This is a genomic window from Moritella dasanensis ArB 0140 (assembly GCF_000276805.1).
GTDB lineage: Bacteria > Pseudomonadota > Gammaproteobacteria > Enterobacterales > Moritellaceae > Moritella > Moritella dasanensis.
Genome location: NZ_AKXQ01000003.1, coordinates 23,739 through 36,987, shown reverse-complemented (window position 1 = coordinate 36,987; position 13,249 = coordinate 23,739). Strand labels below are relative to the sequence as shown.

General features: G+C 41.1%; 12 protein-coding genes. 9 read left to right on the top strand and 3 right to left on the bottom strand.

Translation table 11 applies throughout. From position 1 onward, the window contains the following. Window positions 1-2: 2 nt before the first annotated feature. From A923_RS0103110 to A923_RS0103100, 3 genes are all read right to left on the bottom strand, one after another. Window positions 3-1,031 carry a HupE/UreJ family protein gene (locus A923_RS0103110; RefSeq protein WP_017220186.1) on the bottom strand — a complete coding sequence of 343 codons (1,029 nt, stop codon included), beginning with the start codon at window positions 1,029-1,031 and terminating at the stop codon, window positions 3-5. Then, window positions 1,031-1,867, bottom strand: a complete 837-nt coding sequence (locus tag A923_RS0103105; protein ID WP_017220185.1) for a peptidyl-prolyl cis-trans isomerase — start codon at window positions 1,865-1,867, stop codon at window positions 1,031-1,033. The genes A923_RS0103110 and A923_RS0103105 overlap by 1 nt, the downstream gene beginning before the upstream one ends. Window positions 1,868-1,945: 78 nt before the next feature. Further along, window positions 1,946-3,865 carry a DUF3604 domain-containing protein gene (locus A923_RS0103100; RefSeq protein ID WP_017220184.1) on the bottom strand — a complete coding sequence of 640 codons (1,920 nt, stop codon included), beginning with the start codon at window positions 3,863-3,865 and terminating at the stop codon, window positions 1,946-1,948. A gap of 320 nt (window positions 3,866-4,185) precedes the next feature. On the opposite strand from A923_RS0103100, the gene sfsA reads away from it, so the two are divergent. The 9 genes from sfsA to A923_RS0103055 all read left to right on the top strand — a co-directional run bounded on the left by sfsA (window position 4,186) and on the right by A923_RS0103055 (window position 13,247). Then, window positions 4,186-4,899, top strand: a complete 714-nt coding sequence (gene sfsA, locus A923_RS0103095; RefSeq protein ID WP_017220183.1) for a DNA/RNA nuclease SfsA — start codon at window positions 4,186-4,188, stop codon at window positions 4,897-4,899. A 142-nt stretch (window positions 4,900-5,041) separates the two neighbouring features. After that, window positions 5,042-5,485: an RNA polymerase-binding protein DksA gene (dksA, locus tag A923_RS0103090; RefSeq protein WP_017220182.1), complete on the top strand. Its 444-nt coding sequence runs from the start codon at window positions 5,042-5,044 to the stop codon at window positions 5,483-5,485. A gap of 95 nt (window positions 5,486-5,580) precedes the next feature. Further along, a complete protein-coding gene (gene gluQRS, locus A923_RS0103085) occupies window positions 5,581-6,459 on the top strand; it encodes a tRNA glutamyl-Q(34) synthetase GluQRS (RefSeq protein ID WP_017220181.1) in 879 nt (292 codons plus the stop codon). Between the two features lie 181 nt (window positions 6,460-6,640). Next, window positions 6,641-8,125, top strand: coding sequence for a polynucleotide adenylyltransferase PcnB (gene pcnB, locus A923_RS0103080; protein ID WP_017220180.1), 1,485 nt, complete (start codon window positions 6,641-6,643; stop codon window positions 8,123-8,125). Further along, a complete protein-coding gene (gene folK, locus A923_RS0103075; RefSeq protein ID WP_017220179.1) occupies window positions 8,118-8,642 on the top strand; it encodes a 2-amino-4-hydroxy-6-hydroxymethyldihydropteridine diphosphokinase in 525 nt (174 codons plus the stop codon). The genes pcnB and folK overlap by 8 nt, the downstream gene beginning before the upstream one ends. A gap of 18 nt (window positions 8,643-8,660) precedes the next feature. Beyond that, window positions 8,661-9,455: a 3-methyl-2-oxobutanoate hydroxymethyltransferase gene (gene panB, locus A923_RS0103070; protein WP_017220178.1), complete on the top strand. Its 795-nt coding sequence runs from the start codon at window positions 8,661-8,663 to the stop codon at window positions 9,453-9,455. Between the two features lie 149 nt (window positions 9,456-9,604). Then, window positions 9,605-10,456, top strand: coding sequence for a pantoate--beta-alanine ligase (panC, locus tag A923_RS0103065; RefSeq protein WP_017220177.1), 852 nt, complete (start codon window positions 9,605-9,607; stop codon window positions 10,454-10,456). 197 nt (window positions 10,457-10,653) lie between these two features. Beyond that, window positions 10,654-11,034, top strand: coding sequence for an aspartate 1-decarboxylase (panD, locus tag A923_RS0103060; protein WP_017220176.1), 381 nt, complete (start codon window positions 10,654-10,656; stop codon window positions 11,032-11,034). A 383-nt stretch (window positions 11,035-11,417) separates the two neighbouring features. Further along, entirely contained in the window at window positions 11,418-13,247 is a 1,830-nt protein-coding gene (locus A923_RS0103055) for an alkyl sulfatase dimerization domain-containing protein (protein WP_017220175.1), read from the top strand. Window positions 13,248-13,249: the final 2 nt, after the last annotated feature.

Genomic DNA, 13,249 nt, shown 5'->3' with positions numbered 1-13,249 from the left:
TGTTAAAACATAACTAACCGTTGTAATAGCCAAAAACTAGCGGTGCAACCAATCACATAAGCAGGGATTTGAGCTGTCCAATTGGGCAGCTTAGTGAATCTATTTTTACAGCGCGACATCAGCGTCAGCACAACCAGCACAAACGTTAATTGCCCCAATTCGACACCAACGTTGAATGAGAATAGTGCCATAAACACTTCATTCTCAGGAACGCCAATGTCACTCAATGCACTGGCAAAGCCCATACCGTGCAATAAACCAAAAATAAAAGCCACTAACCAAGGATATTGAGCCGTTGTGCTTGGTTTGCCACGGTGCACGATGATAATTTCGTTGGCTAAAAAAATAATGGATAACGCAATGACAGCTTCTACGGGGGGACCAGGAAAATACAACCAATCGAGTGTTACCGCGGCCAATGTAATACTGTGGGCTAATGTAAAACAGGTAATCGTCCAAATTAGTTTTTTTCTACTCACCACAAGAAGAATCAGAGCAAATACAAATAATAGGTGATCTAGACCAGCTAAAATATGCTCAAACCCTAATGTGACATAACTAACAAACACCCCGTTCGTGGCAATATTTTGATTTTCGGGTACGATAAAAAATGGCTCATCCGAATTCAATATTTTAGTTAATGTATTACTGTTTTTTTGGTTGCTTTGGTTATTGTTAGTATTATTAGTATAAGTACCATTAGTGAGCACTCTGAAAATAACTTCATAACCCGAGCCTTTTAAACCCTCAATGCTGACGGTAAGACCTGAAAGGTTATGTTCACGAGAAATCAACCAAGATTGAACATAGGCACCGTCAACAGAACGCGAACTTTTAGGTAAATATTCCTGCGTTAAAGCATCAAACTTTACATTCAGTTGCGGAAGTTGACGATTTTTTATCGGTACTTTCCAGGTCACTTTAAATTGATTATCAATCAAAGGTTGTAGCGTAAGGGATGCTGGGCGAAAATCATCTGCAACCCCATAGGCGCTAAAAAACAGGGTGAGTAACACCAATAATTTTTTCACTACGAGGCCTTGTCTGACTTAGGCTTACGGATATCAATGTCGTAACGCCGCATCAGTTCTTCTTCATAAATCTGTTTAAATTTCTTTCTGCGCTGATATTGCCAATCGTCTACTAACTCTGCTTTTATACTCAAGAATGGTTTTGGCGTGGCTTCTATTTTTTCTGTTATATATACGAAATGCTTACCTAAACCTGAATCAATAGGGCTTGACCAAGTTTTAACCGCAAGTTCTTTTAGCTTAAGCATAAAAAACTGACCAAATTTGTGTTCAATTTGTTGGCTAGATTGCAGAGATATTTGCTGAGGCAGCATGCTGGTATCAGCAAAAGGCGTTTGCCCCTCTTCAATAAGTCGCCACAGGTCATCAATATACTTATTTAATAGCGCTTTAGGTCGATCGGTTGATACATAAATTTGAGTGAAACTATACGTGACAGGTGATTTATATTGCTCGATATTCTCTTGGTAAAAACGATTTAGTTCAGCAGAGCTTGGCTCTTGAATCGATGCCATTTCATCTAATAGATATTCCATTTTTTGACGTAATCGTCGTTCAATTATTTTATCACCATGATGTAAGCCTAATTCACGCGCTTCTCTTAAATAAATTTCATTAAGGGCAAAGCTTTCAATGGCAATATCAATTTCTTTGGCAACAGGTAATCGACTTTTTGAATTCAGAATTTCATTGGTTAATTGTTCAATTCGACTTTCACTGATCAATATTTTATGGGTATTTATCGATTCTTTATTGAGGGCGTCATAAATAAAAAAAATGATACTGGCAATAATAACAAAATGGATGAGTGGTTCTTGAATAAGCTTTTTTAGCATAACGTCCTTACTTTTATTTTTATATGCGGATGAGGGAGCAACGAAGCGCCCTCATTTTTATGCATTAAATTGTCTTATCTACTTAGGTGAATACCAAATAGGTGAAGAATAAGCACGTTCTTGAGCCACTAACTCCGCGGCTTTAGGCACTTTTGCACCTAATCTTACTTTGTCATAAAGCACCCAACGCGGTGTTGGAATTTCTAAGACGCGTACATAATAAAAAGCCGATTCGTTTTTATCAAAATTGGGATCTGTCCAAACCGTTGATAATTGTGAATCACCAATGCTATTGCTCCAAGTAGCCGTGTTTAAATCAACCGTATTACCGACCGGTTTTGTGGCACGGCCGTCTTGGTTTATTTGGCGGTCATCTGATACTGCAACATCGTAAACTCGTTCGTGGAGTTCCCCTTTATTATCCATCCAACCTTTAATGATTTGCACTCGGTCTAAGTTGCCACTTAATGGATCTTTCATTACTGAAACCATAAAGGTTGGCGCTGTATTACCTGAAGACGGCTGCAAATCGCCGCCCATTGGCACACCTTTACTATAACCAATTTTTACCGCATTACTTGCCGATACGTCCGTCGCCTTATAATCCCAACCACCAAAAAATCTAACGGTCATTCTTGGGCCTGTCGTGGCGTACGTTTCTTTTCTTTCCATCGCATCAAATAACGCTTCACGGGTATTTTCATGTGCCCAAATACCGGTATATCCAGAGGCAACTAAGGTATAACCTTCAATCGCGCCTAGTTTTGATTCTATAAACGGGTGATTAACACGGCCGACACTGGGTTCAACACTGGGGGATTTACCAAAGAAGTTTTCTTCTTCAGCGGTAACGAGTGATGTGTGGCTATCGGTCGCACCACCGACACCAAATTTGTATGGGTTAACACCAAACTGTTTCTCGAGTAATAAGCCTTGTTTAAGAGCTTCACGCGCGTATTCACCTTTTAACATTTCTGGCTTTTTAAGTTCGGAGATATCTAAATTACCGACATCCCAATTTTCATAATCAGCGAACTCATCTTTTGGGGACAGGTCAGGATGTGCTTCCCCATCACCTTTTATTTGAGTAACTTCGTAATGTGGTTCCCATTTAGCGCGAGCTTCGACATACGCTTTATCGACCACACCGCCGTGGTATGTTTTTTTAGTTGGAAACATCCAGCCATTAGATAAATTACCATTGTGAGCAAAAGCAAATGCTCTACCGCCGGTGTCTTTTTCATAAGCCGCTAGCCATTTATATAAAGATTTAGGGTCGGTACTGCCGTAAGGCGAAAGTGTCGTCGCGGGTTGAACCTGTAGTGCTTTATCGGCATTATCTCTAAAAATAACGTTACGATGAAGATTGAATCCTTTAGGCACTGAGGTCCACTCATAACCGATAAATGCGGTAAATAAACCCGGTTCATTATGTTTCTCCGCGGCTTCGACAATATCTTTCCATACCCCGTTAAACACTTTAGACCCGGGGCTGTAATCCTCTAAAAATGATTTCGGTAGTGTGCCTTGGGAAAAGTTTTGAATTAAATCAAATGCTGCTTTTCCTGCTTCTTGACCGCCTTTTTGAAAAGCGGCGTTATATTCTTTGCCTTTGTCTACAGCGAGGATGTTAGGTGTACCTGATTTTATATCCGCAGCAATGCCCATTAAGTCGGTATGGTCGGTAATGACCATCCAATCAAGGGGACGAGATAATTTAACGGGTAGGCCCGTTGATGAGGTGATTTCTTCGCCTTTAGCTAAACGGTAAGCTTCATCAAGACCAACGGTATTACCAAATAAGCCTGCATCGAGTGATAAACCAGTATGTAAATGTGAGTCACCCCAATATACATTTACAGGCATCGTTGATGAGGCATAAGGAGAGTAGCTTTGCTCTGCAGGACTTTTGTTTACGCTGGAATCTGCAATTACGATACTTGAGGCTAGCCCTATTTGAATTGCGACTGTAAGTTTTAATAACTTAATGGTTTTCATGTAATTTCCTTACTATTTAATGTCTATTACCTAGTAATTCATTTCACGCCAAAATGTACTTTACGTTATAGACAATAAGGCCTACAACTTGATATTCATTACCTTTAATTAACGATGACGCCCTAACTAACAAGTCACTAACCAATCAGCAAACGATAAACTATAGATTAGTATTTATTTAATATTTATCTATCAATACTAAAATTATTTTATGAAATAAATGCTTGAAACCGTCCTAAACGCAATGTGGTTATGAAAGTAGTTAATATGTTAAAAATAATATCGTAGAATAAGTAATCTTATCCAAAGTTCATAATCTAATGAAAATTCAACTACAAAAAGCCACTTTAATAAAACGCTACAAACGCTTTTTAGCCGATGTCATTCTTGAAAATGGTGAAGAAGTCACAATCCATTGTGCCAATACTGGCGCAATGACCGGGTGTGGCGATGCTGGCGATACCATTTGGTACTCGACATCGGATAACCCGAAACGTAAATATTCACGCTCTTGGGAACTAACCGAAAAAGCCAATGGCGATAAGATCTGTATTAATACCGCCAGAGCCAATCAACTGGCTAAAGAAGCCATTGAGTTATCGGCAATTCCACAATTAATCGGCTATGAAACACTGACAACTGAAGTTAAATACGGTAATGAAAACAGTCGCATTGATCTTTTGCTCGACGACGCTAAATTGGGCAAATGTTACATCGAAGTCAAAAGTGCCAGTTTGTTAGAAGATGGCTGTGGTTATTTTCCCGATACCGTCAGTGTGCGTGGCCAAAAACACCTCAGAGAACTGATGGCTGTAAAGGAAAACGGACACCGAGCGGTATTATTATTTGTGGTACAGCACACCGGAATTCACACTTTAAAACCTGCGAAACACTTAGATAAGGACTATAGTGATCTTGTTAAGCAGGCCATTAACCAAGGAGTAGAAGTATTCGCATACGCGAGTACAATAGAAACAGACAAGATTTCACTGGTAGAACAAATTTCATTCAACTGTGATGAGGATCACAACTAAACTAACCCATAAGAGGGGGTTAGTGAACGATTTGCCAGTTTAGTTTGCGCAGTTTGTGTGTTTCTGGTATTTATATCGCCCATAAATATTGCTTAGCAGTGCTCGGCAATATTACGGCGTAATGCGGACTAGGAGAGATAGCATGCCTGAAGCGAAAAAATTACTCGGTGTTTTAGCCATCGCAGGTGTAGAAGCTTACCAAGAACAACCTGGTGAAGAATACATGGGCGAGAAGCAACGCGATCACTTTAGAACAATTTTAAGTGCTTGGCGTAATGAACTACGTGAAGAAGTTGATCGCACAGTGGTTCATATGAAGGATGAAGCGTCAAACTTCCCAGATCCAGTGGATCGTGCAGCCCAGGAAGAAGAATTTAGCTTAGAACTTCGAGCACGTGATCGTGAAAGAAAACTGATCAAAAAAATCGAAAAAACACTTCAATTAATTGAAAATGATGAATTCGGTTTTTGCGATACTTGCGGTATCGAAATTGGTATCCGCCGCTTAGAAGCTCGACCAACTGCAGACAAATGTATTGACTGCAAAACGCTTTCTGAAATTAAAGAAAAGCAAATGGTTGGCTAATCAGTTTTACTGACATGATGTTATTGAGGGCTTTTTAGCCCTCTTTCTATTTGTAGCCTTTTTTAATTTAAGCTCTCTATTTAAGAACTCTATTTATGTCCAATAGCTATGTAGGACGCTTTGCGCCCTCACCTTCAGGACCATTACATTTTGGTTCCCTGATCGCTGCTGTTGGCAGCTACTTACAAGCAAAAGCCAACCAAGGCACTTGGTTAGTACGAATGGAAGATCTAGATCCGCCACGCGAAGTCGCTGGTGCGGCAGCCAATATTTTAACCACGCTTGAAGCCTTTGGCTTACATTGGGATCGCGAGGTTATCTATCAAAGCCAACGCAGTTCCGCTTATCTCGATGCAATTGCCCACCTCAGTCAGCAAAATTTAACCTATTACTGCAATTGTACCCGTAAACAGATCCACACTCAGGGTGCTTTTTATCAAGGCCAATGCAAACATAAGCAACTGGCTGCAGACAATGCCGCGTTACGGTTAACGACAACAACACCGGTTAATTATTTTATTGACGAACTGCATGGTACAATCGAAATTAATCAAGCATTAGCGGCAGAAGACTTTATTATTCATCGTAAAGATGGTCTATTTGCTTACAATCTTGCGGTCGTGGTTGATGATATTTACCAAGGCATCACCGAAGTTGTACGTGGCGCGGATTTAATTGACCCCACAGGTCGTCAGTTGTATCTGTTTGAACAATTTGCGCAACCGGCACCGTCCTATTTACATTTACCTTTGGTCAGTAATGCCGATGGTTCTAAATTGAGTAAGCAAAATCACGCGCCCGGTTTAGACAGCAGTCAGGCTAAAACGACGTTAATTGCTGCGTTTAGATTTTTAGCATTGCCTGTTTGCCATGAGCTTGAAGATCTTTCTATCCCTCAGCTATTAAAATGGGGCACAGAACATTGGTCCGTCAAAAACCTACCCAGACAGAAATCAATCGTATTAAGCCTATAAGGCAAGATTAATACTAAATTTCTTCAACAATCTTTGTCATTTTACCAGTGCAGCGCTATGATATGGCGGCACAAAAAATTCAACCTATTTTAATATTAATTCGAGGTGTACCATTTTCACTCAAATCACTAAATTCTGTAAAAATATACTGAGCAGAAAGCAGATAGATCAAACGCCAGATGTGCAAGAAACGGCTTCTGCAGCAGCGCCAAAGGCGCGCAACGATCGTGATACACAGAGTAAAGACGCACCTGAAAATACTCGCTCTACTAACGCTATTGCGCCTGTACCTGCGTCAGTTGTACAACCAGATGCACAGAATCTAGGATTAAATGAGCTGAAGTTGGAAAAGGGTCAACACCCGGTAAGCCATAACTTAATTAGTGAAAACGCCCTGAAAGTTCTCTATCGTTTACACAAATCAGGTTACCAAGCTTATCTAGTCGGTGGTGGTGTACGTGATATCTTTATTGGTCAAGAACCAAAAGATTTCGATATTGCGACCAATGCTGAACCTGAACAAATCAAAAAACTATTCCATAATTGCCGCTTAGTTGGCCGCCGCTTCCGCCTTGCTCACATCCTATTTGGCCGTGACATGATTGAAGTAGCAACCTTCCGTGGTCATCACGTCGAAGAAGAAAACCAACAAACATCAAAGCAGTCTGATGGTGGCATGTTATTACGCGATAACGTCTACGGTACTATCAGTGAAGATGCTGAACGTCGTGACTTTACCGTTAATGCATTGTATTACAACATTGCTGACCGCGCGGTTTATGACTACGCTGGCGGCCTTGCAGATTTACAAAGCAAACAACTGCGTTTAATTGGCGATCCAGAAACGCGTTACCGTGAAGACCCGGTACGTATGTTACGTGCTGTACGTTTTGCCGCGAAACTGGACATGCAAATTAGCCCAGATGCTGCTGCGCCAATCAAACAACTTGCTAGTTTGCTACAAAGCATTCCATCTGCACGTTTATTTGAAGAAACCTTAAAGCTGTTTTTAAACGGTAAAGGCTTAGCAACATACAAATTGATGAAAGAATACGGTTTATTCCAACCATTATTCCCACTCGTCAGTAAATATCTTAATGAAGACGGTTCAAGCAACGGTGATAAGTTCATCGAAATTGCACTAGAGAATACCGACAGCCGTATTAATGCTGGCAAGCGTGTAACACCGGCTTATTTATATGCCGCTATGTTATGGTATCCACTGGAAGCGTTAGCTGAAGAGCGCGTAATTGACAGTGGTCTTAACTACAATGACGCCTTGCTACTAGCGATGAATGACGCACTTGATTCTCAAACCAAGAGCATTGCTATTCCACGTCGCTTTACTTCTACGATCCGTGATATCTGGCATTTACAAAGCCGCTTACCACGTCGCCAAGGTAAACGTGCAGAAAAAGCCTTTGAACACCTCAAATTCCGTGCTGGTTTTGACTTTTTAGAAATGCGCGCCGATATCCAAGGTGGCGATTTAGTTGAAGTAACACAATGGTGGTCTGATTATCAAAGTGCGAATGCCACTGGTCGTTTGAACTTAGTTAAAGAATTAAATGCACCTGCAGTTAAAAAAACACGCCCACGTCGCGTGAAAAAGAAAAAGCCTGCAGGCGAAACGATTGAGCAGAATAACGATCAAAGTAATGATTAATAGCGTCGAGCAAAATAGCAATCAGGGTTATACCCGTTGCTATGTGGCGATCGGCAGTAACCTTGCCGATCCCGTCACACAAGCGCAAGAAGCGATTGTGTCGCTACAAACATTAGCCTTGAGTCGTTTGGTTTCGGTATCCTCGCTTTACGCAAGTAAACCTATGGGTCCGCAAGCACAACCTGACTATATTAATGCTGTAGCTTGTATTGATACATGTTTAGCACCCATTGATTTATTGGATGCCCTACAGCATATTGAAAATGAACAAGGCCGTGTACGTAAAGAGCATTGGGGGGCAAGAACCCTGGATTTAGATATCTTACTATACGGTAATGAAATTATGAGTACGCCACGCTTAACGGTGCCGCATTACGGCATGAAAGAGCGTGAGTTCGTACTTTATCCCTTAGCAGAAATAGCACCACAATTGCAATTACCTTGTGGCCAAGCATTGTCGGAATTACTTGCGGGCTGCCCCCGTAACGACTTAGCTATTTATCAAAACATAGAGTAATGTGAAGAAGGATTTCCAATGAGTAAAGTTACCGTATCTAAACTGCTTAAGATGAAAGAAGCAGGACAAAAGTTTGCTAGTATTACCGCTTATGATGCCAGTTTTGCGGCATTATTTGACGAAGTCGGCGTACCAGTATTATTAGTTGGTGACTCGATGGGCATGGTATTACAAGGCCACAATGATACGCTACCTGTTACCGTTACAGATATTGCTTATCATACTCGCTGTGTACGTGCTGGTGCGACGAAGGCACTGCTTATTGCTGATATGCCGTTCATGAGTTATGCCACCAAAGAACAGACCTTAATCAATGCCACAACGCTAATGCAAGCGGGTGCAAATATGATTAAAGTCGAAGGCGGTGAATGGTTAGTTGATAGCGTTTCAGCACTGACTGAACGTGGTATTCCAGTATGTGGTCATCTTGGCTTAACACCGCAATCAGTACATGTATTTGGTGGTTTTAAAATACAAGGGCGTGCGCAAGATAAAGCCGATGAAATGGTTGAGCACGCACTATCATTACAAGCCGCTGGCATCCAACTGTTAGTAGTAGAGTGTATCCCTGCGCCACTAGCAAAACGTATTACTGAAGCGTTAACTATCCCTGTGATTGGTATTGGCGCTGGTCGTGATACCGATGGTCAAATCTTAGTGATGCATGATGCATTCGGCATTTCGAAAGGCTTTGTGCCTAAATTCTCGAAAAACTTCTTAGCTGAAACCGGTGATATGCGTAACGCGGTTAGCGCTTATATCGATGAAGTCGCAGCGCAGACTTTCCCTGCCGATGAGCACATGTTTTCATAAATAATGTTTTCATAAATTACGCTTCGCATAAGTACACGTGTTCTCACCGTTCACATGTCCGCATAAAAGAACGTGGGGTCGATAAGCAAATAATTTAAATTTGCACGCCCCTCTTTCACCATCCCTCTCATTTATTAGGTAATTCATATATGGATATTATTGCAAATATTGATGTGCTGCGAGAGCAAATTATCGCTTGGCGTCGTCAAGGTCTATCTACCGCATTCGTACCGACTATGGGTAATTTGCATGATGGTCATTTGACCTTGGTAAAAGAAGCGCAAAAATTCGCAGACCGTGTAGTAGTCAGCATTTTTGTTAATCCGATGCAATTTAACCAAGCTGCCGATTTAGCCGCTTATCCACGCACACTCGATGCAGATTGCCGTGCATTGCAAAGTGTTGATACTGATTTGGTATTCACACCTGCTCCAGAATTAATTTATCCACACGGTTTAGCCGCACAAACTTTTATTCAAGTACCGGTTATTTCTGAAGTACTCGAAGGTGCACATCGCCCTGGTCACTTTAATGGTGTATCGACTATCGTGGCGAAGTTATTTAATTTAGTCCAACCTGACGTAGCATTATTTGGTGAAAAAGATTTTCAGCAATTAGCCTTGATTCGTCACATGGTCGCTGATTTAGCCATGCCGATTCAGATTGTTGGCGTACCGACCGTACGCGAAGAGTCAGGTTTAGCGATGAGTTCACGTAATGGTTTATTAACGGCTGAAGAGCGTACTGTCGCGCCACTATTAGCAGAAGTGATGACTACCATTGCTAGCCAAGTATCAGTGGATGAGCAAGCCAATCAAGCCTTAATCACACAGGCGACAGCACAACTTAATGCTGCCGGTTTCAATACCGACGCGATTGATATTGTTGATGCCGATACGTTAGCGATGCTCACCAAAGACAGTGCACAAGCCGTGGTGTTAATGGCTGCATTCTTAGGTAAAGCCCGTTTAATCGATAATGAAGTAATTAAATTGCGCTAACGATTAGCGTATTTCAGCTGGCCATTAAGGTAAATTAGTCTAACAAATAGTACAAATTTAGCTTACCGCTAGTACAATTGCGCTAATTAAACAAATACGCTACTATGGGCGCCGGTACATAATGTGTACGGTATGTCGTCGGTAAATAATTCGTACGGTATATAGTCATAAACTTTAATGGAATGGGTTTTAGAACAATGCAAACCACAATGCTAAAAGGTAAGTTACACCAAGCGCGTGTAACACATGCCGAATTAAACTATGAAGGTTCATGTGCAATCGATCAAGATATGCTTGATGCATCAGGGATCCTAGAATATGAAGCAATCGATATCTATAACATTGATAATGGTGAGCGCTTTTCAACTTACGCTATCGCTGGCGAACGCGGTTCGAAAATCATTTCTGTGAACGGTGCAGCAGCACGTAAAGCAGCAGTAGGCGATCGCATCATCATCTGTGCTTATGTACGCATGGATAATGAAGCAGCTAAAAAACACAAGCCAGACCTAGTTTATCTTGATCAAGCGAATGATATTGTTCGCACAAGTAACGATATTCCAGTACAGGTTGCGTAGTTAGCAATTCGATACGGAATAATAAAAAACTAGCGTGATGCTGGGCAGATAGATAGGGATCTAAATGGTCCCTATTTTTATTTGAATATAATAAATATCTTACAAATAAAAATCCTCTTAAAAACACTGCAACCTTACTTATTTACCATCCATAAAAGCAACTCGCTATCGCTCCCAAAGCGACTTATAAATATCACTATATATTCTAAACAATGTTCATAATGACTACTTCAGCCACTTCAATTTACCTTTAATCCCCCCCCCTCCCTTTCAGACTTATTTATTTTTACAAATATGTGAATTACAAAAATGAATTTCTCTAATTCATCGGTTTATTGCCCAGTTTATTGAATACTAGTTGCATATTAAAGCAGGGGATACACATGAAAAAATTTATTCTATCGATTGTTACTACCAGTATTATTGCCACAACGGCATATGCCCACAACCACAATGATTCTAACTTTACCTACCCACAAGGTGTTTACAACGGTGAAGAAGTTAAGCATGCCACATACGACAATGGTGGTATCTACAATGCAAGAATGGGCGAACAACTAGCACAAACTCAGCCTGTAGAACCTTACATTGAAAAAATTGAAGACGGCGTATGGGCTGTTGTTGGTTATCACTGGGGTTATAAAGCGATCATCGAAGGCGAAAGCGGGTTAATCATCTATGATACTGGTGATGATATCGAAGAAGCACAAGAGATTATTGAACTGGTTAAAACAATAAGTGATAAACCGATTACAACGGTTATTTACAGCCATGCTCACTATGCTTTCGGTACTCAAGCTATCGTTGATGCATACGGCGATGATATTGTTATTATCGGTCACCCTGATTTAAACATGAATATTCTTGAGAGTGGTGGTCTAGGTGCTGCAATTCCAGAATTAAGCCCTGTTTTGTTAGCAAGAACTGTTGAGCAATTCTCTTTGCTTTTACCAGAAGAAGGGCCTGATGCACGCGCAGCGACACCTATAGGTAAAACCAAAGGTTTTGTTCCTGTTAATACCCCAGTCACTCACGGTCAAGAAATGACTGTTGATGGTGTTGATATGGTGTTCTACACCGATTTTGACAGTGACACAAATGATCAAGTTATTGTTCATATTCCAGCATCTAGCACAGTATTAAATAACCACTTATGGCCTGCATTCCCTAACGTATATACGTTACGTGGTTCTGTTTACCGTGACCCAACAGATTGGGCGGCTGGTGTGCAACTAATTCGAGATCTTAAGCCTAAACACCTTATCAACACGCACTCTATTAACATTAGTGGTGAAGATAAAGTACAGGAAGCACTAACGGGTTATTACGATGCGATTATGTACCTTTATGACCAAACGATCCGTGGCATTATGCACGGTAAAACACCAGAAGAGTTACGTTATTGGGTGCAAATGCCAAAAGATCTGGCAGAACAACCAAATAACCAAATGACTTACGGGGAATTATCTTACTACCCTGCTTACATCTACAACTACGCATTAGGTTGGTTTGGACGAGATACTGAAGTATTAAACCGTATCGCTCCGAATGAGCAAGCACAGAAAATAGTTGCAGGTTTTGGTGGTGTTGACGCCGTTAAAGCGGAGCTTAAAAATACATTAGCATCAGCGCAATACGCTTGGTCAGCTGAATTAGCAGGATACCTTGTTAAAGTTGAGCCAACTGACCAAGAGTCTCGTCAATTATTGGCTGATGCGGTACGTCAAATGGGTTACAACACTAGCGCAAGTATCCCACGTTCTTTCTATCTTTCTAAAGCATTAGAGATGGAAGGCAATCTACATATACCAGCGCTCATGTTTACAGGTCCAGAGTCTGTTTTAGGCTTCCCTGCTGCAAATTCAGTTGAGCAGTATCGTGTACGCCTTGATCCGAAAGTAAGCTACGGTAAAAACCAATTACTCTCTATCGAAGTTGAAGGTGATGATTCAGGCGTAATGGGAATGCATGTGCGTAGTGGTATTGCTGAGTTTATTTCCGACCTTAGCACATATCCACACGAAGCAGACCTAACCATCAAGATGTCTAAAGACGCTTGGGCTGGTTACTTTGTTGGTGAGTTCACACTTGACGATTTAATCACACACAAAGACGTTAAAGTGAGTAATAAAGCTGATGTGAAAAGCTTCTTCTCATTGTTCGACCAAGTTCATCCAAGCAAAGCTGCACTTATTCCAGCATCTTCTTTGTAATA